Here is a 22,118-nt window from a genome sequence, read left to right as displayed (position 1 = left end):
GGCGCCGTGGACGCGCGCGGTGACGGCCTGGAGGCGCGGTGCGGGCCGGCGCCGTGCCTCCAGGCCGTCAGCGGGTCGCGCCCACGGCACGCACGCCGGTCAGCGCGGGATGCGTCAGTGGAACTGCGGGACGATGAGGTAGATGCCGTAGAGGACGGCCGCGCCGGAGACGACGAAGCAGGCGACGGACAGCGTCCGGAACCAGCGCACCGCGGTCGTGACGTTCGACGGGTGCGGGAACCCAACCGTCGCCGGACCGATCGTGCCGTCGTCCTTCACGGTGAACTTGCCGGCGCGGGTGTCGGCGGCGCTCCAGAAGCGGAGGCCGATCGAGTACACGGTGACCACGAAGCACGCGCCGACGAGCGACACGATCGCGACCGTCAGGAAGGCGAACCAGTCGATCCCCATCAGCGTCGTCCTCCCTTGCGGCCGGCCATGCGGCGCAGGGTGCGCTCGCGGCTCAGCTCGGCTCGACGCGCGGCGACGGTCTCGGCGCGCTTCTTCCGCTGCAGGTCACGCAGCTCCTTGCGGGTGAACACCGCGTTGGCGGCGACGTCCACCTCGATCGCGGCGGCCTGCTCGTGCGGCTTGCGGAGCGACCACAGGTAGAGCCCGAGGATCACCGCGGCGCCGACGACCGCGTCGACGACGAGGCCCGTGACGCCGAGGCGGGCGATGCCGGACGCGACCGCGCCGACGGCAGCGGCTGCCGGGAGGGTGATGAACCAGGCGATCACGATCTTGCCGGCGGTGGACCACTGGATCTTCGACCCGCGGCGGCCCAGACCGGCGCCGATGATCGATCCGGAGGACACCTGCGTGGTGGACAGCGCGAAGCCGAGGTGGCTCGAGGCGAGGATCGTCGCCGCGGTCGAGGCCTCGGCCGCGAAGCCCTGCGTCGCGCGGATCTCGGTGATGCCGGACCCGAGCGTGCGGATGATGCGCCACCCGCCGGTGTACGTGCCGAGGGCGATCGCCAGGGCGCAGGCGATGACGACCCAGAACTGCACGCCCTGCTCGGACGACTGCGCACCCGAGGCGATGAGGGTCAGCGTGATGACGCCCATCGTCTTCTGGGCGTCGTTCGTGCCGTGCGCGAGCGAAACCATCGAGCTCGTGAAGACCTGGCCGATGCGGAAGCCGCCGCGCTCGTTCGGGAAGACCGGGCGCCGGGTGATCCGGTACGCGATCCGCGTGGACAGGAACGAGACCAGCGCGGCGATCACCGGCGAGAGGAACGCGGGGATGATCACCACCGTCAGCAGGGCCGCGTAGTTGACGGCGTTGAACCCCGCACCGACGATCGCGGCACCGATGAGCCCGCCGAAGAGCGCGTGCGAGGACGACGACGGCAGGCCGCGCAGCCACGTGATCATGTTCCAGACGACCGCCCCGATGAGCCCGGCGAAGATCATCTCCGGGCTGATCGCCACGCCTCCGGGCCCCTCGTTGATGAGGCCGTGCGAGATCGACGTCGCCACCGCGGTGCTGAGGAACGCACCGACGAGGTTGAGCACCGCGGCGACCGTGACGGCCACCTTGGGCTTCATCGCACCGGTGGCGATCGGGGTCGCCATCGCGTTGGCGGTGTCGTGAAAACCGTTTGTGAAGTCGAAGAAGAGGGCCAACGCGATGACCAGGACGACTATGAGTGTGATGTCCACCGCGGGCAAGTGTCCCAGGCTGGACGCCGCCTGGCAAACCCTGTCGGACGCCTGCTGTTCATGTCGCCTTCGGACTCCTTCAGATCCGGAACCATTCCGATGGGAGAATGGACGGCATGGACACCGTCGAGCTCCTCATCCTGTTGGTCGGATCGCTCGCGGTGACGGGGTTCGCTCGGGCCAAGGGACTGCCGGCGCCACTGCTCGTGACGGCCGTCGCCCTGGCCGCGTCGTTCCTGCCCGGCCTCCCGCCGATCGAGATCGACTCCGAGGTCATCCTGACGATCATCCTGCCGCCGCTGCTCTACTCGGCAGCGCTCGACGTGTCGTGGCAGAGCTTCCGGCAGTCGATCAAGCAGATCCGTCGACTCGGCATCTTCCTCGTGATCATCACGGCACTGGCCGTCGGCCTCGCGGCGTACATCATCATCCCCGACATGGACTGGCCCGCGGCGATCCTGCTCGGCGCGATCGTCGCCCCGCCGGACGCGGTGTCGGCCGCCGCGATCGGCCGGAAGCTCGGGCTCCCCCGCCGCGTGATGACGGTGCTGTCCGGCGAGAGCCTCATCAACGACGCCGCGTCCCTGACGCTCGTGCGCGTCTTCACCCTGATCGCGGCGGGCACCTCGCTGACGATCTGGCAGGACCTCGGGATCTTCGGCCTCGCGATCGGCGTCGGGCTGGCGGTCGGCATCGTCCTCGGCGTCGCGGTGCACTGGATCCGGATGCGGATCAACGACCCGGTGGTCGAGACGATCATGAGCATCCTGCTGCCGTTCGTCGCGTACATCCTCGCCGAGGACCTCTCCGGCTCCGGGGTGATCGCGGTGGTGACCGCCGGCCTCTACATCGGCTACAACTCGCCGAAGGAGGGCTACGCGACCCGCCTGCAGGAGCGCCCGCTCTGGACGAGCATCGACGTCATCCTCGAGGGGTTCGTCTTCGCCCTGATCGGGCTCCAGCTCAACACCGTCGTGCAGGACCTCGTCGAGAGCGAGCGCAGCCTCGGGCAGACCCTGACCGCCGCGGCCGTGGTGCTCGTGGTGGTGATCCTCGTCCGGCCGCTCTTCGTGTTCGAGTCGTACGTGCGCAACCGCTTCAACGGCAGGTGGTTCCGACCCCTGCGCATCCGGCTGTCCCGCGGCCACCCGTCCCTGCGGTGGATGCGCGGCTCGGCGGAACCGAAGCTCAACTGGCGCGAGCTCACCGTCATCTCGTGGACGGGCATGCGTGGCGTGGTGACCCTCGCCGCGGCCGTGTCGGTCGTGGCGAACCCGGTCGACATCAAGGCCCAGGACACCATCTTCATCATCGCGTTCATCGTGACGGTGGGGACCCTCCTGCTCCAGGGACTCACCCTGCCGTTCGTGATCCGGTCGCTCAAGGTGCAGGACCCGGCCGAGGGCGAGGAGGACGTCCGCAGCGAGATGCGCCTCAACCAGCGCACGACCGAGGCCGCGATCGAGCTGCTCGAGAAGCGACGTCCGGACTGGTCGAAGCAGTACGGCGACGAGGCCGTCGACGCCGTCGTGAACCGGCTCAAGGCCCGGCTCGAGCGCCAGGCGGAGACGTTCCGCCGCGACGCCGAGGAAGAGGAGGACGAGGAGCGCAACGCCCCGGTCCGCCTGCGGGGTGCGCAGATCCAGGACATCCGGCGGGAACTGCTCGACCGTCGCCGCGAGATCGTGCTCGAGGAACGCGAGAAGGGCAACCTCGACGAGGAGGTCATGCGCCGCGTGCTCGTGACCCTCGACGCCGAGGAACTCGCGATGGACTCGGCGCAGGCGTCGCGCAGCCGGTCCTGACCGCGACCAGGATCCCGGGCGTATCCTGGCGGCCCGACCCAGAACAGGAGCGCATCGCCGAGTGAGCACGCCGCGGAACGACGTCCCCAGGAACAACGACCTCCCGGATCGTGACGGGGGGCCGCGGCAGTCATCCGCTCCCAAGCAGCGCACGACACGTCCGTCCACCCGCGGTGGTTCGAAGCCCCGACGCGGTGCCCCGGTCGCCGGCACCCGGCCGACCCGCACCGGCTCCGGTGGTTCCGGTCGCGTCCGGCAGGCACCAGTCCCGGAGCCGCAGCGCATCAGCGGCTACCGGCGTTGGTTCGGGACGCTGCACCCGTCGCTCCAGTTGATCGGCCTGCAGCTCTGGATGCCGCTGTTCTTCATCGTCGGCTTCTGCCTCTGCTACGTCTTCGCGTTCCACGCCCCGCACCCGCACGACGTCCCCGTGGCCCTCGTCGGCAGCGACCCCACACTCGTGGCCGCGATGCAGAAGGCACTCCCGGGCGAGTACCTCTTCCACACCTACGACTCCCTCGCGCAGGCGAAGCGCGACGTGCTCGCCGGCACCATGGCCGTGGCGTACGACCCCTCGACGAACGAGGTCTTCAAGGCCACCGCACACCAGTTCCAGGTCGCCTCGCTCGTCCCCGTGACGCTGAGCACCGTCCTGACCGGCATCGGAGTGGCAGCCCCCACCGTGACCGAGCTGGCTCCGCTGCCCGCCTGGGACGAGTACGGCACCGTCGCCATGTACGTCATGCTCGCCTGGTGCATCGGCGGCTACATGGTCGCGATGTTCATCGGCATCATGGGCGGCCCGCTCCGGCACCGCACCCGCATGGCCGTCATCGTCGTCGGTGGCCTGGTCATCTCGCTCATCACGAACACCCTCGCCGGGCCCGTGGTCGGCGCCATCCACGGGCACTGGATCGAACTCGTCCTCATCGCCTGGGGCTGGATCGTCGCGATCGGCCTCGCCGTCAACGGGCTGAGCTACTTCGTCGGCCGGTTCATCGCCGCGCCGGCCATGATCTGCTTCGTCTTCCTGTCGATGCCGTCGTCCGGCGGCGCCTACCCGAAGTGGTTCATGCCGGAGCCGTTCGCGTGGCTCAACAACGTCGTCGTCGGCTCGAGCATGGTCGACATGATAAAGCACCAGATCTACGGCGTCGGCCCGTCGTACTCGCGCGGCCTCATCACGATGGCCTGCTACGCCGGCGCCGGACTCGTCCTCATGTACTTCGGCAAGCAGTGGTGGGAGCGCCGACGCATCCGTGCCATCGTCACCGGCCGCACGACGATGTTCCAGGACGCCCAGACCGCGAACCGCGAGTTCCTCGGCAAGCAGCGCGACGCCGAGCTCGAGCGCCACGGGCTCACCTCGACCGAGACCGGCACGCTGAGCGTCCTCCACGACGACGACTGGGAGGACGAACGCGTCGGCGGCGACGTCTTCATGGGCGGTCGCGACGGCCTCGAGACCGAGACCACGCCCACGGGTCGCATCCCCGTCGTCCGTGGGGACCGCACCGGTCCGGTGCAGCGTCCAGGAGGCGCGGCGACCGGCCCCCGCACTCGTCCCGTCCCGCGGGCGGACGGGTCCAGGGCACCGGGTCGCGCCGACGCCACGGGTCGCGCCGCCGACGGCGCCGGTGAGCGTCCGCACGGTCGGCACGCGGACCGCTGAGCCCCGGGCGCCGCGCCGCGCGCGCCTGCGGCGCCCGTGCGTGTGCGGCGCCCGTGCGTGTGCATTTTCCGACATCGCACTCGTCGATCGACGGGCACGATGTCGAACGGTGCACACGCATCCGATGCACGTGCACACTTCGACACTGTGCCAGTCGATCGACGCGCGCAGTGTCGCACGGTGCACGCGCATCGACACGACCGACGCCCGGACCGCGTCCGCACGGCGCGTATCCTGGGGGCATGAACCCGCGCATCGCCTGGCACCGCGTCCTCGTCACCGTCGTCGTCGTGTTCCTCGTGCTGACGGTCGGGTTCTACGCGGCGAGTGTGCTGCTCGCCCCCGCCGACGGCCGCAACGTCGCCGGGCTGTTCGTCGGCTGGGCGATGTTCGCGATGATCGGCGCGATCGTGTTCGGCATCATCGACTTCTTCGTGCGCCCGCTCGGCGGACGGAGCGGTGACGCCGAGGTCATCGCCGCGGCCGAGGAAGCCCGCACCGGCAGCACCCGCACGCAGACCCCCACCCGGTAGGACGACCCGCTGGGACGGCGACGGATCAGGGTCCCGACGGCGCGGCCACCCCGGTGCCGGTGTAGCCCGACACCGTGGCATCGTCCTCGGCGAACGTGAACCGCGCCCGCACCGATCCCCCGCCGAGCACGCCCGGCAACCAGTACTTCGCGTCGTCCCACATCGCGTCGAACGGCACGGCGTCGACCGGGATCCAGCGGGGTTCGAGTTCGTCGCTGCCCGACGGGTTGCCCTGCCAGCGGCGGCAGACGAAGACGTCCGAGACCTGGGACCAGGACGGGCGGTACGGGAACCGGTAGTCCAACGTGCCCCGTGCCTCCAGGTCCGCCGCGTCGATCCGCAGGCCGACCTCTTCCGCGACCTCGCGCACCGCCGTCTCGACGGCGGACTCCCCCGGTTCCCGCTTGCCGCCGGGTCCGACGAGCCGGCCGGTCCCGAGGCCGCGTCGCTTCTCGCCGAGGAGCACCTCGGGGCCCTGCTCGCCGTCGCGCACGAGGTAGACGACGACCACGGCGGGGTGCTGGGACTTGCTCGGGTCGCGTGGGGTCACGCGTCCAGTCTGGCCGAAGTTCTGGCGTAGGCTTTTTCCATGGCGGGCACGCTGCGGGGGCACCATGGCTGAGCCGGGCAGGACCGGGCGCAGCCTCGAAGTGCTGCGTGCCGAGGCGGCCGAGGAGATCTCGATGATCGTCGAGCACCGCAGCCGCCAGGGTGAGGACCCGTGGGAGTTCATGCCGACGCTCCCCACCGTGGACGAGCAGGTCGTGCTCATCCTCCGCGCCGACGCCGTCGAGCTGGACGCCGCGATCGGGCAGCGGAGCGCGCAGTGGTCGATGCACCCCGCCTCCGGGCAGGGCACCCGCCTCGGCGAGGAGTACCACCGGCTCCGCCGCATCGCGCTGCAGCACCCCGAGCTGACGCCGGCGGTGTGGAAGCTCATGGGCGCGCTCCCCGAAGCCGGCTAGGTCATTCCCGGCCGGGCTGCGGTTGGATGGCCCCATGACCGAAACCGTGCTCGCCGTCCTCAACCAGCCCTCCCGCGACCGCGCGCCGCACGACCCCGCGGCGGACGCGTTCACGTGGGCGAAGCCCCTCGAGGAGCACGTCCAGGTGCAGGACCTCGGCATCATCCGCGGCGACGGGGTCTTCGAGACCGTGACCGTGATCGACGGGCACCCGCAGGCACTCGAGGCACACCTGGCCCGCTTCGGCCGCTCGGCCGCGATGCTCGACCTGCCCGCACCGGACACCGACGCCTGGCGCCGGGCGATCGAGGCGGTGTGCGCCCGGCTCGACCCGGTCCGCGAGGCCTTCGTCAAGACCGTCCTCACGCGCGGCGTCGAGGGAACGGACCGCCCGACGGGGTGGGTCTACGCGGCACCGTCCGGTGACTCGACCGCCGCACGCACCGAGGGCATCTCGGTCGTCACGCTCGACCGCGGCTACCGGCACGACGTCGAGCGGACGTCTCCGTGGCTGCTGCAGGGCGCGAAGACGCTGTCGTACGCGGTGAACATGGCGGCGCTCCGCGAGGCCGGCCGACGCGGAGCGGACGACGCCGTGTTCGTGTCGACGGACGGCTACGTGCTCGAGGGCACGCGCGCGAACCTGATCCTCTCCGTCGGTGGGCGGCTCGTGACGCCGCGCACCGACATCGGGATCCTCGCCGGGACGACGCAGGCCGACGTGTTCCGCTTCGCCGAGGAAGCGGGCATCGAGACCGCCTACGAGCTCCTCACGCTGGACGACTTCCACACGGCGGACGCGGCCTGGCTCGTCTCGAGCGTGCGCCAGGCGGCGCCGATCCGGTCGGTGAACGGTGTCGCGCGGGCGATCGACGCGGAACTCACGACGCGGATCAACGACTTCCTGCTGGCGCGCGAGGTCTGAGACCCGCCTGCGGGCGGCGGACGGGAGGCGCGGTGCGGGCCCGCACCGTGCCTCCCGTCCGGACCCTGGTCGCTACCAGCGCGGCGTCGTGACGCCCGTGCCGTCGGCCCACTCGAAGACGGACTCGCCCTCGATCCAGACGCGCGTCGCGCGGCTGGTCGCGTCGAGCGGGTCGCCGTCCCACAGGACGAGGTCGGCGTCGTAGCCCTCGGCGAGGCGGCCGACGCGGTTCCCGAACCCGAGGAAGTCGGCGGGGTTCGTCGTGAGCGCCTCGAGCGCGGTCTGGCGGGGCAGCCCCTCCTTCACCGCCGCGGTGGCCTGGTCCACGAGCATGCCGATCGGGACGACCGGGGCGTCGGTCGTGATCGCTACACGGACCCCGGCCGCCGCGATCGCCGCGAGGTTCGGGATCCCGCGGTCACGGAGCTCGACCTTCGAACGGCTCGTGAAGAGCGGGCCGTAGATGACGGGGATGTCCTTCTCGGCGAGGACGTGCGCGATCTTGTGCGCCTCGGTGCCGTGGTTCACCACCAGGCGGTACCCGAACTCCTCGGCCAGCCGGATCGCGGTGGCGATGTCGTCGTGGCGGTGCGTGTGCTGGTCCCACGCGAGCTCGCCGTCGAGGACGCGGACGAGTGCCTCCTTCGTGAGGTCGCGGGCGAACGGGTCGCCCTTCGCGGCGGCGGCGTCGCGGGCGGCGCGGTAGTTCTGGGCCTCGACGAAGGCGTCGCGGATGATCTTCGCGACGCCGAGACGGGTGGACGGGGTCTGCCCCTTGCCGCCGTACACGCGCTTCGGGTTCTCGCCCAGCGCGCTCTTGATGCTCACCGCGTCGGAGATGAGCTGCTCGTCGATCGTGCGGCCGCCCCAGGTCTTGATCGCGACGGTCTGGCCGCCGATCGGGTTGCCGGACCCGGGCTTGACGACGATCGAGGTGATGCCGCCGGCGAGGGCGTCGCGGAAGCCCTCGTCGTCGATGTCGATCGCGTCGATCGCGCGCACCCCGGCCATGTTCGGGCCGGTCATCTCGTTCGTGTCGTTGCCCGCCTCGCCGTTCGCCTCCTCGTGGATGCCGACGTGCCCGTGCGACTCGACGAAGCCCGGGACGAGCCACGCACCCGCGGCGTCGACGACCGGCAGCCCGGCCGGGGGCGAGACGTCCGGGCCGATCGCGGTGATGCGACCGTCCTCGACCACGACGGCGCCGCCGTCGAACTCGGGGGCGGTGACGGGGACCACGTGTGCGTTCGTCACGACGAAGGAGTTGCTCATGCCACCACGGTACCGACGGGGGCGGACACCGCGGCCGTGCACACGACATGCAGATTCCTCGCGGCGGTGGCCGACGCCGCTCTAGCGTCGAGGCGTCGTCCCGTCGTCCGTCGTCCCTCGTCCCGTCGTCCCGTCTCGTCCACCGTGGAGGAACCGATGCCCCGCACCGAGCACCCCTGGCCGTCCCACACCACCGTCACGCTGCCCTGGCGCAGCAGCGTGCGCGGCCCGCGGCACGACCGCGAGACGACGTCGGTGGTGGCGTCGGTCCCGCCGCGCATCGCCCGCCTCCCCTGGTCCCCGGACACCGACACCGCAGCGCTGCTCGACCGCGCCGCCGCCGCGCTCGTGCACCTCGACGAGCACCACGGCGACCGGCTCGCCGTGCTCGGTCGCGTGCTCGACCGGACCGAGGCCGTCGCGACCTCCCGCATCGAGGACGAGCACGCCACGCTCGACGACCTCGCGCGGGCCGTCGTCGGCGTCCGGGCGAACCGCAGCGCGACGGCGATGGTCCGGGCCGGCGGGGCGATCGAGACGCTCGTGTCGTCCGCGGCGTCCGGCACGATCACGGAACGGGCGCTGCTCGCGGCCCACCACCGGCTCCTGCGCGACGACCCGGCCGACGGCCGGTACGCCGGACGCTGGCGGGACGTGCAGAACTGGATCGGCGGCGGCGCCACGCCCCGGCTCGCGCGCCACGTCCCGCCGCCGGCCGCGCTCGTGCCCGAGCTGATGGACGACCTGTTCGCGTTCCTCCACCGCGACGACCTGCACCCGATCGCGCAGGCGGCCATCGCGCACGCGCAGTTCGAGTCGATCCACCCGTTCACCGACGGCAACGGGCGGATCGGCCGCGCGCTCGTCGCCGCCGTGCTCCGCCGTCGAGGCCTCGCTCGGATCGTCACGGTGCCGGTCGCGACTGCCCTGGTCGCCGAGCGGGACCGGTACTTCTGGCACCTCGACCGGTACCGGCGCGGTGTCGTCGATGAGTGGGTCCGTGACCTCGCGATCGCGATCGGCACGGTGTGCGACGAAGCCACGGTCACGGCGCTGCTCCTCGACGAGGCCGCCGTCCCGACACGGGCGCACGACGCGGTCACCCGGACCCTCGTCGACGATCCCGTCGTCACCGAGGACCACCTCGAGCAGCTGCTCGGCGACGACGCCCGCTCGATCGACACCGTGACCGACGACCTCTGCCGGACCGGGGTCTTGCGGCCGGTGACCGAGCGGCGCCGTCGCCGAGCGTGGCTCGCGGTGGCCGTCGCCGACGAGGTGACGGCCTTCACCGACCGCGTCCACGACGCCGTCACACACCGGGCGAATAGGGTGGGGTGGTGAGCACCGAGCACGCCCAGGCCACCCCGCCCACCGCCGCCAAGCGGCCCGTGACGCGGACCCACCACGGCATCGACTTCGTCGACGACTACGAGTGGCTGCGCGACAAGGAGTCGCCGGACACCCTGGCCTACCTCGAAGCCGAGAACCGCCACACCGAGCAGGCGACGGCGCACCTCGACGGACTGCGCGACCGGATCTTCGCCGAGGTGAAGAACCGCGTGCAGGAGACCGACCTCTCGGTGCCCGTCCGCATGGGCGACTGGTGGTACTTCACGCGCACGGCCGAGGGCAGCCAGTACGGCGTGCACTGCCGTGCGCCGATCAGCGGGACGGACGACTGGACCCCGCCGGCGGTGACCGAGGGCGAAGCGACGCTCCCCGGCGAGCAGGTCGTCCTCGACGGCAACGCGCTCGCGGACGGCCACGACTTCTTCTCGCTGGGTTCCTACGACATCAGCGACGACGGCACACGGCTCGTCTACGGCATCGACGTCGAGGGCGACGAGCGGTACACCCTGCACGTGCGGGACCTCACGACCGGCACCGACCTCGGCGACGAGATCCCGAACACCGGCTCCGGGGCCACGTTCGACCCGTCCGGGCGCTTCGTGTTCTACCCGACCGTCGACGACTCCTGGCGGCCCGACCGCATCTGGCGGCACACCGTGGGCAGCCCGGCGGCCGACGACGTCGTCGTGTTCGAGGAGCCGGACGACCGCTACTGGGTCGGCGTCGGGGTCACCCGGTCGTCGCAGTACATCGTGATCGAGCTCGGGTCGAAGATCACCTCCGAGGCGCTCGTCCTCGACGCGGCCGACCCCACCGGCGAGTTCCAGGTCGTGTGGCCCCGGCGCGAGGGCGTCGAGTACGAGATCGAGCACGCGATCGTGGGCGGCAGCGACCGGTTCCTCGTCCTGCACAACGACGGTGCCGAGAACTTCGAGCTCGTCGACGTCCCCGCGGACGACCCCACATCGGAGCGTGACCGGCGGGTCGTCGTCGCGCACCACGCCGAGCGTCGGATCGAGGCGGTGGACGCCTTCGCCGGACACCTCGCGCTCGAGTACCGGTCCGAGGCGCTCCCCCGCGTCGCGATCATCCCGATCGAGGGCGACGGCTACGGCGACGCGCACGAGGTCCCCTTCGACGAGGCACTGTTCTCGGCCGGGCTCGGTGGCAACCCGGAGTGGGACCAGCCGGACGCTCCGGATCGGGTTCACGTCGTTCGTCACCCCGTCCGAGGTGAGCGACCTCGACCTCGCGACGGGCGAGGTCACGGTCCTGAAGCGTCAGCCCGTGCTCGGCGGCTACGACCCGGCCGACTACGTCCAGGAGCGCGACTGGGCCACCGCCGACGACGGCACCCGCGTGCCGATTTCCCTCGTGTGGCGCCGTGACGCGGTCGACACCGACCGTCCGGCACCGCTGCACCTCTACGGCTACGGCTCGTACGAGCACTCGATCGACCCCGGGTTCAGCGTCATGCGCCTGTCGATGCTCGACCGCGGCGTCGTGTTCGCCGTCGCCCACGTGCGCGGTGGCGGCGAGATGGGTCGGCACTGGTACGAGAACGGCAAGACCCTCACGAAGAAGAACACCTTCTCCGACTTCGTCGCGGTCGCCACGCACCTGATCGACACCGGACGCACCACCGCCGACCGGCTCGTCGCCGAGGGCGGCAGCGCGGGCGGGCTCCTGATGGGCGCTGTGGCGAACCTCGCCCCGGAACGGTTCGCCGGGATCCTCGCGGCGGTGCCCTTCGTCGACGCGTTGACGAGCATCCTCGACCCCGACCTGCCGCTGACGGTCATCGAGTGGGACGAGTGGGGCGACCCGCTGCACGACCCCGAGGTCTACCGGTACATGAGCGAGTACTCGCCCTACGAGAACGTCCGCGACGACGTGCAGTACCCGAAGATCCTCGCCGTGACGTCCATCAACGACACCCGCGTGCTGTACGTCGAGCCCGCGAAGTGGACCGCGAAGCTGCGTGACGTCGGCGCCCCGGTGCTGCTCAAGACCGAGATGGCTGCGGGGCACGGCGGCGTCAGCGGCCGGTACGCCTCGTGGAAGGAGCGGGCGTTCGAGCTCGCCTGGCTCCTCGACGTCCTGGGGCTGGCGGACGAGGCGCCCGCCGCGTGACGACTTGGTGAGCAGGAATGGTCGGGTTGCCCATCGGCACCCGACCATTCCTGCTCACGAAGCGAGCGCGCGAGCGCCCGCCGCGCGGCGCGTCACACGCGGTTGAGCGCGTGCACCGCCTCGTCGTAGGACTCCTCGGCGAGGCGCACCCGGTCGCCCGCGAGCACCCCGTACCCGAACGTGCCCTCGCCGCCGCGCTCGGCGATCGCCGCGTTCGTGCGCAGCGTGTCGAGCGCGTGCAGGGAGCGCACCCGCTCGGTGAGGACGTCGGCCGCCGTCCCGATCCGCTTCCACAGTGCGTGCGGGAACGCGTCGTCGCCGAGCACGTCCATCGTCAGGCGCGCGCGCATCGTCGCCTGCCAGGCGGCCTCGGTCGTGGCACGGTCGGCGGCCTCACGCGCAGCGGCGGTGTCCGAGGTGTCGTCGGCGACGGCGGCGCGCACGAGTTCGCGGACCTCCGGCTTCACCTGGGCGACGACGTCCTGCGCGACCTTCTTCGGCGACCGGAGGGCCCACGCGGTCGGTGCGGGGCGCTCGACCGCGTCATCGAGGGCGTCGAGGAGCTCGAGGAACGGCTCGCCGTGCAGGAACGCCACGACGTCCCGGACCGACTGGTCGCGACGTTCGCGGGTGGCCGCCAGGATCCGCTCGCGCGTCATCGCGTCGACGAGCTCGTCCTGCGCCGGGGTCGACGCGCGCGGCAGCCGGTCGATGAGGTACTCCGCCAACGCAGCGCGCGCGGTGACGGCGGCGAGTCCGTCCGCCCCCGCGGCAGCGCGGTCGACGGCGTCGCCGGCGGCGAACGCCGGCCGGTACGCGCCGAGGATCGCGGCGATCTCGAGGGCGGTCTCGGCCGCCTGCCGGAGGTCGGTGGCGTCGCCGGAGCGGAGCCGCGCCTCCTGGGCGAGGAGCACGGCGCGGAGCTTCCGCAGCCGCTTCACCAGCACGCGTGCGGTCGTTCCCTTCTCCGGCTTGTCCTCGGCCTGGAGGCGCGGTGCCGGTGCTCCTGCCAGCCCACGTGCCAGCTTGGACGAGACGGCGGCGGGGCCGGCGCCGACGGCGGCGAAGCGCCCGTCGAGCGACGCGAAGAGCTCGTGGGCGACCTGCGGGTCGACGCCGCCGACGATCTCGACCTCGACCTCGCGCCAGGTGCGCGGGGTCTCGGGGGCGTCGTCGTCGAGCCGCGTCGCGCGGACCTGGTCGTCGGCGACCTCGGCGATCTGGTCGCCGTCCTCGTCGAGCAGCCGCGTCACCGTGCGGGTCGTCGTGATCCGGACCACCGGGTGGAGGCCCCGGCCACGGCGCTCGGTGAAGAGTGCGGCGAGGACCTCGTCGGGGACGGTGTCGGCGTCGTCGGTGAGCGGGAAGTGCTGCTCGTGCCGGACGGTGTCGGACGAGGCGCGCTTGATGTGCCAGCCGGCGTCGGGGCCACCGGTCCGGCGGCGCACCGTCACGCGGGCGGCCACGAGGTCGTACCGCTCGGTGTCCCAGTACGTCGCGTCGAGGTCGAACGGCTCCTGGTGCTCGGTGCGGATGATGCCGCCGATGCCGACGAGGTCCGGCAGGGCACCGCCCTCGGGCAGGTCATAGGTTCGCTCGATCTCGAGGTGCGTGTCGCTCACGCGGTCCTGTCTACCAGGGCTTCCCCGTGTTCCCCGAACCGGCGGGGTTAGCCTGAGCACATGAGCGAGACGATCACCCGCGACGCGTTCGTGCCGGAGGCCGGCGCCGTCACGATGTTCACGACCAGCTGGTGCGGCTACTGCGCGCGCCTGAAGAACCAGATGTCCAAGGCCGGGGTCCCCTACCGCGAGGTCGACATCGAGCAGACGCCCGGCACGGCCGAACTCGTCGCCGAGGTCAACGGCGGCAACCAGACCGTGCCGACGCTGGTGTTCCCCGACGGCAGCACGGCGACGAACCCCTCGCTCGCCGAGGTCCAGTCGCGCATCTGACGCCGCGGGCGCCCACGTCGAACCACGAGACCGACACCGAACCAGGCCGAAGCCCCGGTTCGATGTCGGTTTCGTGGTTCGTAGCCGCGCGCCGGACGGCGCCGGCCCTAGCCGCGCTCCAGCGCCTCGGTCAGCAGCGCCGCCATCGCGTCGAGCTGGATGTCGCCGGAGTCGACGATCTCCTCGTCGGAGCCGTCGAGCGCGCGGGCGGCCAGGGACGCCTTCGAGTCGATGAGCTCGGCGATCTTGGTGTCGATCGTCTGGGCGGCGATGATGCGCCACGCCGTGACGGGCTCCTCCTGCCCGATGCGGTGCACGCGGTCGATCGCCTGGGTCTGCTCGGCGCTCGTCCACGACAGCTCGGCGAGCACGACGTTCGACGACACCTGCAGGTTCAGGCCGACGCCCGCCGCGGTGAGCGAGCAGACGATCACGGCGACGTCGGGGTCGTTCACGAACGAGTCGATCTCGGCCGTGCGCTGCGCCGGCGTCTGGTCTCCCCGGACCGTCGCGGTGCGGAGGTGTCGACGTGCGAACACCTCTTCCGCCTGGTCCATGACGTCGAGGTGCTTCGCGAAGAACACGACCTTGCCGACGTTCGAGGCGAGCTGCGCCGCGTAGTCCGCCGCGAGCTGTGCCTTGGCCCGACCGATGCGCCGCACCATCGAGAACACGTTCTCCCCGGTCGGCGAGGCGTCCTGGTCCTCGAGCTCCCAGCGCGCGACCTGGCGGACGAGCTTGTGGTCGATGCCGACGACCGGGTCCTGCCCGGTGCGGGCGTCGAGCGCCTGGTGGTACCGCTTGACGAGCTTCGCGGTGAGCTCGCGCTCGGCGTCGCGGATCGAGCGGCCGACCTCGTCGTCGAGTTCGACGGGGATGTCGGCGATCCGACGTGCCGGGATGTCCGCGGCGACGTCGACCTTGCGGCGGCGGACGATGCCCTGGTCGATGACGGCCTTGCGGGCCTCGACGAAGAACCCGGGGTCGGCCGGCGTCAGGCCGATCTCCTCGAGCTCGTTCATGAGCTTGGCGCGCGGCTTCTTGTCGTCGATCCAGCCGAGGTACTCCCAGATGGTGCGGAAGTCCTCGACCGAGTTGATCAGCGGCGTGCCGGTGAGGGCCATCAGCAGCGGCGACGCGGTGCGCGACCGGATCGCCTCGGCGAGCTGCAGCACGAACTTCGAGCGCTGCGAGTCCTTGTTCTTGATGAAGTGCGCCTCGTCGACGACCATGCCCTTGAACCCGAAGTTCCCGAGCCAGCCGGCGTGCCGGTCGAGGATCTCGTAGTTCACGATGACGATGTCGGCGAACCCGTCGAGGTCGTCCCCGTCGCCGTGGATGACCGTGGCGGTGCGGTTCGGGACCCAGCGGGCGGCCTCGCGCTTCCAGTTCGTCTTGACGACGTTCGGCACGACGACCAGCAGCGGGAAGGCGTTCGCGGCCTCGGCGGCGAGGAGCGACTGCGCGGTCTTGCCGAGGCCGGGCTCGTCGGCGAGCAGGAACGTGCGGTGGCCCTGCGCCGCGGCGGCGATGAGCTCCGCCTGGTGCTTCATGAGCGTGGTGCCCGACCGCGAGTGCAGCGTCGTGGGCTCGGGCAGCGGCATCGTCGCCGCTCCCCCGCCCGCGCCGTACTCGAACGACTTGAAGAGCGGGCCGAACAGCTCCCAGTTCGCCAGGCGACGCGGGTGTGCGACGGGCTGGTCGGCGAGCGCGAAGTCCGGCGGCAGGAACGGGTTCGCGAGCTGTCGCTGCACGACCGCCTGCGGCACGACGGCACGCACCGGACTCTCCACCGTCGGCGAGGGCTCCGCCGCGATGACGAGTTCCTCGGGCTGCAGCTCCATGCCACCCGCGATCATCATGTCGCGCTTCACGGTGCGGGTCGTCTCGCTGACCGACGCCTCTTCCGTGAGGAGCTGGATCACGCTGGTGTCCCGCGCCGCGGTCTTCGCGAGGATCGTCGCCACGCCGTCGAGCCGCTTGAGCTGCTCGGCGCGCTGCGAGTCGGTGAGTTCGGTGTCCGCCTTGACCCGTGCGCGTTCCTCGCGCATGAGCAGGGCGACCGCCTGGAACTTCGAACGGTTCGACGCCTTGAGCGGTCCACGCTGCGCCGCCGCCTCGACCTCGCGCACGGCGCGGGCGAGCACGGGGATGACGCCGTCGTTGTCGAGCGGCCTGGTGCGACGCGACGCGGTCCGCGTCCCGCCGGCTGCTCGCCGGGTGCCTGATCGAGCCAACGCTCCTCCTGTTCCGCCCGTTCGTGCGGGCGAGCCGCCCCGCGGGGCGGAAGTCCTGAACCGGCGCCTGGCACGGCTCCGGTGTTCCGGGGGCCACCGTGGCCCACCGCTTCGCCGGTCCCCGTCCGGGGGACGTGGAGTCCTGCGGACCGTTCCCATCGCGGCCACCGGGTGGAGCCGGATGCGACGGTCCGCGCCGGGATCCGGCGCCGTCACACGCACGTGATGCCCCCTCGGAGCGATCACGGACCCGGTTCCCACGTCGGTCAAGTGACCGACTGCTGCGTCCGGAATCGACGCGGCACGCGGGAACGCGGTGCGTGCGCGCTCAGTTTACTCCCCGACCACCGACGGAGGCGACTCGACGACGCCCGCGCGAGTCGCGCCTCCTGGATCCGCCTGCTGTCGGGTCCAGGAGGCGCGGTGCGGACCCGTCCCGCGACCGGCGTCGCGCAGGTGGTCGCGTCAGGCCTGTGGTGCGGAGCGCGGGCGGAGGAGCCCGTCGGAGGGGACGATCGGCGTCGCCTCCGCGAGGGCCGCCTGCGTCGCCGCCAGCAGCTGCTCCGCCGTGTGGATGCCGTTCGCGGAACCGGTCGTGGCCTGGCCGCCGGCGTGCGCGAGCAGTTGCGCGCCGATCGCCGGGCCGATCCGGTCCGACTGGTCGGGGTTGCGCGCGATCCAGTCGCGCGCGACGGCGTCGGCGAGGCGTTCGGCGGCCGCCCCGCGCTCCGCGTCGCCGCGCGACCGGTGCCACAGCCCCGTGACGACGAGGTGCGCCACCACGGCACCGATGTCGCGCACCGGGTAGCCCCAGCCCGCCGTGTCGATGTCGAGCAGGCCGGAGATGCGCCACGGCTCGTCCTCGTCGACGAAGACCTGCTCGAGGTGCAGGTCGCCGTGCACGACCTGCTTCGTGGCCGTCGCCCAGCCGATCGAGCGTCGACCGATGGCGTCGTAGAGCGCGTCGATCTCCTCGGCGTCCTGCGGCAGCGCGGCGACGAGGGTGCGGCGGTGCCAGTCGGCGTGGTCCATCGCGTCGGCGCGGGCCTGCTGCGTCATCGGGACCGTCGCGATCCGCCCGGTGAGCGCCGCGAGGGAGGCCACGAAGCGCGGGTCGTCCGCGATCTCGAGGATGCGGCTGCCGGCGGGGACCCCGCGGATGCGTTCGAGGACGAGCAGACCGTCCCCACGGCTCGACAGCACCCGCGGCACCGGCAGTCCGGCGGCGACGAACTGCTCGTGCGACTTCTCGATCGGGGCCACCCGGTGCGGACGCACGACCTTGAGGAAGAGGGTCCCCTCGGCGGCGTCGACCCGCACCACGGCACGCTTGCCCGGTCGGTACGCCGCGACCGTGAGGGTCGGGTCGGTGACCGGCATGCCGAGCGTCGTGAGGAGCTCGGCGACGGCGTCGCGGTAGGTCACCTGGGGCAGCACCGGTAGCCCGGGGTCGTTCGGGTACGCCCACACCGAGACCGGCTCGCCCGTTGCGGGGTCGGTGACGATCGCGCTGTTCTGATCGTGGGTCCCGCCGGTGTCGACGTAGGTCAGGACCGTGGCGCGCTGACCGTTGCGGTCCACGGTGTCGACCTCGTAGCCGTACAGGTAGCCGTTGCCCGAGGGTTCGACCGAGTGCGCGCGTGCGGCCACAACGGAGGTCCCGGAGCCGGCGAAGGCCTGCGGGATGACGCGCTCATGGTTGGGCCACACGAGACCAGTCAACCGGACGGGGCGGGATTCGTCGCGTTCGTGCACGGCTCGGCGCGCGCACCGTGGCTACCGTGGTCGTCGTGAACCCGGTCGCGCGTCTCCGCAGCTCCAGTCGCACGCCGTTCCTGCAGGTCGTCAAGACCGCGGTCGCGGTGGTCGCCGCCGTGCTGCTGTGCCGGGTGCTCATCGACGGCCCGTTCCCGACCTTCGCCGCGATCGCCGCACTGCTCGTGGTGCAGCCGAGCATCAACCAGTCGTTCGTGAAGGGACTCGAGCGCAGCGCCGGGGTCGTCCTCGGGGTCGTGCTCGCCACCGGGTTCCACCTGCTGCTCGGCGACACCGTGTGGGTCGTCCTGCTCGTCATCGTGCTCGCGATCCTCATCGCGTGGGCGCTGCGGCTCACCCCGACCTCGGCGACGCAGGTCGGCATCAGCGGCATGCTCGTGCTGACCGCGGGCGTCGTCACGCCGAACTACTCGGCCGACCGGATCCTCGAGACCGTCCTGGGAGCGATCGTCGCCCTCATCGTGAACGCGCTCATCGTGCCGCCGGTGCTGCTCGGTCCGGCGCACCTCGCGGTCGCACGGCTCGCCCGGGACACCGCCGCCGCGTTCGAGCGGGTCGCGATCGGGCTCACCGAGGGGTGGGACCAGGACCGCTGGCACGAGGCGCTCCTGCAGGCCCGGGCACTCCGGCAGCAGCACGCCCGCGCCGAGGCCTCGCTCACCGCGGCCCGGGAGTCCCTCACGATGAACCCGCGCGGCGGACGGCACCGGACCGTCCTCGACGAGGACATCGTCGTGGCCGAACACCTGCGTGTGCTCGTCACCCGGGTCACCGGCATGACCCGGGCGATCCAGGACAACACGGCGCCCGACCTCCGGGCCGACCCCGTCGTCGGGAGCATCGCCACCGAGGTCGCCCGGATCGCTGCCGACGTCCGGGCGCTCAGTGCCCGGGTCGCCGCGAAGGAGGTGCCCGTGTCGACCGCTGCGTCCCCTCGGCCCCGGTGGTCGGTGCCGACGTCGCCGCAGCACGACGAGGACGTCGCGGAGCCGGCACTCACGGCGCCGCTCGAGGTGATCCGGCCGAACTCGCGGCACTGGATCCTGATCGGGGCGCTGCTCGAGGACATCCGGCGCGTGCGCGAGGAGCTGCTCGGCGAGGACGACTGACGCTGCTCGTGCGCAGGCGCGTGCGCGCTCGTGGCGCGTCAGCGCGCGGCGGACGCTGCCTCGGCCGCCGAGTGCACGATGTCGTCCCAGATCGTCGCCGTCGGCACGGTCGAGTCGCTCGAGACGACCTCGACGCTCGCGAACCGGCTGATCTCGGCCACGACGGCATCGGCCCCCGCGGCACGAGCAGCGACGCTCGCGATGTCCGGGACCGCCGCCCGGAGCTCGGCAACCACACGGTCGCGGCTGTCGTCCTCCATGTCGCCGAGCACGCCGATGCCCTTCCAAGCGGCGTCGAGCTCGGCACGCAGACGGACGAGGGCCGGGTGTTCCGGCATGTCGTTCATGGTGCCCCCACTGTGGATGTGGCGTCGGGTACGCCGCTTCCGGTGCGCGAGCATAGCAACGAAGCAAGCAGTCCTCACGTCCCACGAACGGGGGACAGACCGTTCTACCTGTCCGGCCGCCGTGACTGTGACGAGATTCAGCGAGTTCAGCCGTGGGATCTCCCGCATGTACAGGTTCGATGCCACGATGGGGTCGAGGAGGTCGCTATGCGCCTGTTGGTGGTCGAGGACGATGACGAGATGCGCGCGCTCATGGAACGTGGGCTCGCGGCAGAGGGGTACCGCGTCACCGCGGTCGAGAACGGGGTCGAGGCACTGATCGCGCTCGGCGACCAGGCGTTCGACCTGGCCGTCGTGGACGTCATGATGCCCGGCATGTCCGGCTTCGAGCTCGCCCGACGCATCCGCGAGCGCGAGGACCCGGTCCGGATCCTCCTCGTGACCGCGCGGGACGCCGTCGACGACCGCGTGTTCGGCCTCGACGCCGGCGCCGACGACTACCTCACGAAGCCGTTCGCCTTCGCCGAGCTCACCGCTCGTCTCCGCGCCCTCGGCCGTCGCGAGTCCGCCGGCGCCCCGCGCACCATCGAGGTGGGCGACGTCGCGATCGACTCAGAGGCCCGTCGCATCCTGATCAAGGGCCAGCGGGTCGCCGTGAGCCCCACGGAGTTCGCGCTCCTCCGGCTGCTCGCACGGTCGGTGGGCACCGTGGTCGACCGCCCGAAGATCCTCGAAGAGGTCTGGGACGGCTCGCAGCACGTCGACCCGAACGTCGTCGAGCAGTACATCTCGTACCTCCGCAAGAAGCTGACCTCGCACGAGGCGACGGTCGCGATCTCCACCGTGCGCGGCCGCGGCTACCGGCTCGATCTGCTCGGGGCGTGACCGGTTCCGGGCGTGGCCTGATCCGTCCGCTGCGGAACCTGTCGCTCCGCGCTCGGATCACCATCGGGTCCACGGCGATCGCGGCGGTGGTCATCGTGCTGCTCGTGCTCGTCATGCGGTTCCAGGTGGTCAGCGTCGTCGCGAGTGCCACGCGCACCCTGCTCGACGCGGACGCCGACCCGTACGTGGCCACGCTCGAGGTCGACAGCGACCCCGACCTGTCCCCGCCGGGCAACGCGCAGCTCGTGGCCGTGGTCTCGCCGTCCGGTGACATCGCCCTGTCGACCATGCCGCCCCGCGTCGAGCGCGCGCTCGGCAGCCTCACCGAGACGAAGGCGGGGACGTCCCTCATCCGGGTCGCCGGCTCGGAGTACCGCGTCGTCGTCGAGCACCCCGTCAACCAGGCGGGTCGGTGGACGGTCGTGGCGGCCCGCAACTCGCAGGCCGAGGCGATCGTCGTCGACGACCTCACCTCGACGCTGTCGCTCACCGGGCTCGCGATCCTGGTCGCGTTCGGCGTCGCCTCGTGGGTGCTCGCGACCGCCGCCCTGCGCCCGGTGAACCGGATGCGCCGCGAGGCCGAGCGACTCTCCGTCGCCCCCGAACGCGCCGAGCTGCCGGTCGGTCCGGCCCAGGACGAACTCGCCTCGCTGGCGACGACCCTCAACGCCTTCCTCGCCCGCACGCGCCAGGCCACCGAACGCGAGCGCCAGATGGTCTCGGACGCGAGCCACGAACTCCGCACGCCCCTCGCGATCCTGACGACCCAGCTCGACCTGGCGTCCCTCGACGGGGACGACGCGGCCGCCCTCGCCGCCCACATCGAGCGCGCGAAGCTCAGCGTCGCGCGGCTGTCGCGCCTGGCGAACGACCTGCTCGCGCTGTCCCGCATCGAGGAGTCCGAGCGCCGCGAACAGGACGGCGCCGAGCAGCAGCCCACGGGCTGGTCGGACCTCGGCGACGAGGTCATGAGCGCCGTCGACCGCGTCCGGCTCATCGCGTCCGCCAAGGACATCACCGTCGACTTCGACCTGGAGTCCCCGGTCGCCGTCGGGGGTTCCGGCCCGGGCATCGGCGGCGGCACCGTGGAGCCGCGGTACCGGCTCGACACCGGTGGCATGGCGCAGCTCGTCACGAACATCGCCGGCAACGCGGTGTCGGCACTCCCCCGCGGCGGCGGCGTCTTCGTCTCGTGGCGCAGTGCCGGCGGCGAGGGGATCCTGCAGGTCACGGACGACGGCCCCGGCGTGCCGGAGTCGTTCATCCCCGTCGCCTTCGACCGGTTCACCCGCCCCGACGAGGCCCGGAAGTCCCGCCCGAACCCCGACCCCGCGACCGGCACGATCCCCCTGCCGGGTGGTTCCGGACTGGGGCTCGCGATCGTGCGGGCCGTGGCGGAGCGTGCGGGCGGGACGGCGTCGCTCCGGAACGTGCGGTCCGGCGGGCTCGAGGTCACGATCCGCATCCCCGAGGTGCAGTAGCCG

At 71.9% G+C, this 22,118-nt stretch carries 18 protein-coding genes and 1 pseudogene; 11 read left to right on the top strand and 8 right to left on the bottom strand.

Annotated elements, in window-relative coordinates; translation table 11 throughout:
* Positions 1 to 114: 114 nt before the first annotated feature.
* Together QE359_RS10250 and QE359_RS10245 are read right to left on the bottom strand one after the other, a co-directional pair.
* On the bottom strand, positions 115 to 411 hold the full coding sequence (locus QE359_RS10250; RefSeq protein ID WP_309779063.1) for a hypothetical protein: 297 nt from the start codon (positions 409 to 411) through the stop codon (positions 115 to 117).
* Positions 411 to 1,667, bottom strand: coding sequence for an inorganic phosphate transporter (locus QE359_RS10245; RefSeq protein WP_309779062.1), 1,257 nt, complete (start codon positions 1,665 to 1,667; stop codon positions 411 to 413). Before QE359_RS10245 ends, QE359_RS10250 begins: the two co-directional genes overlap by 1 nt.
* A 116-nt stretch (positions 1,668 to 1,783) precedes the next feature.
* Here QE359_RS10245 and QE359_RS10240 point away from each other — a divergent pair, with 116 nt between their 5' ends.
* The 3 genes from QE359_RS10240 to QE359_RS10230 all read left to right on the top strand — a co-directional run bounded on the left by QE359_RS10240 (position 1,784) and on the right by QE359_RS10230 (position 5,677).
* Complete coding sequence (locus tag QE359_RS10240; RefSeq protein ID WP_071295413.1) at positions 1,784 to 3,472, top strand: sodium:proton antiporter; 1,689 nt, start codon at positions 1,784 to 1,786, stop codon at positions 3,470 to 3,472.
* A gap of 61 nt (positions 3,473 to 3,533) precedes the next feature.
* On the top strand, positions 3,534 to 5,144 hold the full coding sequence (locus tag QE359_RS10235; RefSeq protein WP_309779061.1) for an ABC transporter permease: 1,611 nt from the start codon (positions 3,534 to 3,536) through the stop codon (positions 5,142 to 5,144).
* A 242-nt stretch (positions 5,145 to 5,386) separates the two neighbouring features.
* The gene (locus QE359_RS10230) at positions 5,387 to 5,677 is read left to right on the top strand and encodes a hypothetical protein (protein WP_071295411.1); all 291 of its coding nucleotides are present in this window, start codon (positions 5,387 to 5,389) and stop codon (positions 5,675 to 5,677) included.
* A 25-nt stretch (positions 5,678 to 5,702) separates the two neighbouring features.
* Here QE359_RS10230 and QE359_RS10225 read toward each other — a convergent pair whose 3' ends face one another.
* Positions 5,703 to 6,227, bottom strand: a complete 525-nt coding sequence (locus QE359_RS10225) for an 8-oxo-dGTP diphosphatase (RefSeq protein WP_309779060.1) — start codon at positions 6,225 to 6,227, stop codon at positions 5,703 to 5,705.
* A 64-nt stretch (positions 6,228 to 6,291) separates the two neighbouring features.
* Here QE359_RS10225 and QE359_RS10220 point away from each other — a divergent pair, with 64 nt between their 5' ends.
* Both QE359_RS10220 and QE359_RS10215 read left to right on the top strand, forming a co-directional pair.
* A complete protein-coding gene (locus QE359_RS10220) occupies positions 6,292 to 6,642 on the top strand; it encodes a tryptophan synthase subunit alpha (protein WP_070416534.1) in 351 nt (116 codons plus the stop codon).
* A 34-nt stretch (positions 6,643 to 6,676) separates the two neighbouring features.
* Positions 6,677 to 7,567, top strand: coding sequence for an aminodeoxychorismate lyase (locus QE359_RS10215; protein WP_309779059.1), 891 nt, complete (start codon positions 6,677 to 6,679; stop codon positions 7,565 to 7,567).
* Between the two features lie 72 nt (positions 7,568 to 7,639).
* Here the strand turns inward: QE359_RS10215 and QE359_RS10210 are convergent, their stop codons facing one another.
* Complete coding sequence (locus tag QE359_RS10210) at positions 7,640 to 8,839, bottom strand: amidohydrolase (RefSeq protein WP_309779058.1); 1,200 nt, start codon at positions 8,837 to 8,839, stop codon at positions 7,640 to 7,642.
* Positions 8,840 to 8,995: 156 nt separating this feature from the next.
* Between QE359_RS10210 and QE359_RS10205 the strand changes: the two genes are divergently transcribed.
* Together QE359_RS10205 and QE359_RS10200 are read left to right on the top strand one after the other, a co-directional pair.
* Positions 8,996 to 10,183 carry a Fic family protein gene (locus QE359_RS10205; RefSeq protein WP_309779057.1) on the top strand — a complete coding sequence of 396 codons (1,188 nt, stop codon included), beginning with the start codon at positions 8,996 to 8,998 and terminating at the stop codon, positions 10,181 to 10,183.
* Positions 10,180 to 12,325: pseudogene (locus tag QE359_RS10200) on the top strand (S9 family peptidase). The gene QE359_RS10205 and the pseudogene QE359_RS10200 overlap by 4 nt, the downstream one beginning before the upstream one ends.
* 92 nt (positions 12,326 to 12,417) lie before the next feature.
* Here the strand turns inward: QE359_RS10200 and QE359_RS10195 are convergent.
* Positions 12,418 to 13,947, bottom strand: coding sequence for a CYTH domain-containing protein (locus QE359_RS10195; RefSeq protein ID WP_309779056.1), 1,530 nt, complete (start codon positions 13,945 to 13,947; stop codon positions 12,418 to 12,420).
* A 60-nt stretch (positions 13,948 to 14,007) separates the two neighbouring features.
* Here QE359_RS10195 and QE359_RS10190 point away from each other — a divergent pair, with 60 nt between their 5' ends.
* Positions 14,008 to 14,280 (top strand): mycoredoxin, encoded by a 273-nt coding sequence (locus QE359_RS10190; RefSeq protein ID WP_070416538.1) that lies wholly within the window; start codon positions 14,008 to 14,010, stop codon positions 14,278 to 14,280.
* A 107-nt stretch (positions 14,281 to 14,387) separates the two neighbouring features.
* Here the strand turns inward: QE359_RS10190 and QE359_RS10185 are convergent, their stop codons facing one another.
* Both QE359_RS10185 and QE359_RS10180 read right to left on the bottom strand, forming a co-directional pair.
* Positions 14,388 to 16,517, bottom strand: a complete 2,130-nt coding sequence (locus QE359_RS10185; RefSeq protein ID WP_070416539.1) for a DEAD/DEAH box helicase — start codon at positions 16,515 to 16,517, stop codon at positions 14,388 to 14,390.
* 465 nt (positions 16,518 to 16,982) lie between these two features.
* Positions 16,983 to 18,227 carry an aminoglycoside phosphotransferase family protein gene (locus QE359_RS10180; protein WP_071295406.1) on the bottom strand — a complete coding sequence of 415 codons (1,245 nt, stop codon included), beginning with the start codon at positions 18,225 to 18,227 and terminating at the stop codon, positions 16,983 to 16,985.
* An 80-nt stretch (positions 18,228 to 18,307) separates the two neighbouring features.
* On the opposite strand from QE359_RS10180, the gene QE359_RS10175 reads away from it, so the two are divergent.
* Entirely contained in the window at positions 18,308 to 19,402 is a 1,095-nt protein-coding gene (locus tag QE359_RS10175) for an aromatic acid exporter family protein (RefSeq protein WP_092384860.1), read from the top strand.
* 38 nt (positions 19,403 to 19,440) lie between these two features.
* Here the strand turns inward: QE359_RS10175 and QE359_RS10170 are convergent, their stop codons facing one another.
* Positions 19,441 to 19,749, bottom strand: coding sequence for a hypothetical protein (locus QE359_RS10170; RefSeq protein ID WP_070416541.1), 309 nt, complete (start codon positions 19,747 to 19,749; stop codon positions 19,441 to 19,443).
* 207 nt (positions 19,750 to 19,956) lie between these two features.
* Here QE359_RS10170 and QE359_RS10165 point away from each other — a divergent pair, with 207 nt between their 5' ends.
* On the top strand, positions 19,957 to 20,634 hold the full coding sequence (locus tag QE359_RS10165) for a response regulator transcription factor (protein ID WP_070416542.1): 678 nt from the start codon (positions 19,957 to 19,959) through the stop codon (positions 20,632 to 20,634).
* The gene (locus QE359_RS10160; protein WP_309779054.1) at positions 20,631 to 22,115 is read left to right on the top strand and encodes a HAMP domain-containing sensor histidine kinase; all 1,485 of its coding nucleotides are present in this window, start codon (positions 20,631 to 20,633) and stop codon (positions 22,113 to 22,115) included. The genes QE359_RS10165 and QE359_RS10160 overlap by 4 nt, the downstream gene beginning before the upstream one ends.
* Positions 22,116 to 22,118: the final 3 nt, after the last annotated feature.

Origin of the sequence: Curtobacterium sp. SORGH_AS_0776 (genome assembly GCF_031453355.1) — a bacterium.
Classification (GTDB): domain Bacteria; phylum Actinomycetota; class Actinomycetes; order Actinomycetales; family Microbacteriaceae; genus Curtobacterium.
This window is presented reverse-complemented; position numbering and strand designations above follow the sequence as displayed.

Bases quoted from the DNA above. Each gene is read 5' to 3' on its own strand.
- QE359_RS10230 (WP_071295411.1), top strand. From the start codon at position 5,387: ATGAACCCGCGCATCGCCTGGCACCGCGTCCTCGTCACCGTCGTCGTC.
- QE359_RS10170 (WP_070416541.1), bottom strand. From the start codon at position 19,749: ATGAACGACATGCCGGAACACCCGGCCCTCGTCCGTCTGCGTGCCGAG.
- QE359_RS10190 (WP_070416538.1), top strand. From the start codon at position 14,008: ATGAGCGAGACGATCACCCGCGACGCGTTCGTGCCGGAGGCCGGCGCC.
- QE359_RS10215 (WP_309779059.1), top strand. From the start codon at position 6,677: ATGACCGAAACCGTGCTCGCCGTCCTCAACCAGCCCTCCCGCGACCGC.
- QE359_RS10250 (WP_309779063.1), bottom strand. From the start codon at position 411: ATGGGGATCGACTGGTTCGCCTTCCTGACGGTCGCGATCGTGTCGCTC.
- QE359_RS10240 (WP_071295413.1), top strand. From the start codon at position 1,784: ATGGACACCGTCGAGCTCCTCATCCTGTTGGTCGGATCGCTCGCGGTG.
- QE359_RS10165 (WP_070416542.1), top strand. From the start codon at position 19,957: ATGCGCCTGTTGGTGGTCGAGGACGATGACGAGATGCGCGCGCTCATG.
- QE359_RS10205 (WP_309779057.1), top strand. From the start codon at position 8,996: ATGCCCCGCACCGAGCACCCCTGGCCGTCCCACACCACCGTCACGCTG.
- QE359_RS10210 (WP_309779058.1), bottom strand. From the start codon at position 8,839: ATGAGCAACTCCTTCGTCGTGACGAACGCACACGTGGTCCCCGTCACC.
- QE359_RS10220 (WP_070416534.1), top strand. From the start codon at position 6,292: ATGGCTGAGCCGGGCAGGACCGGGCGCAGCCTCGAAGTGCTGCGTGCC.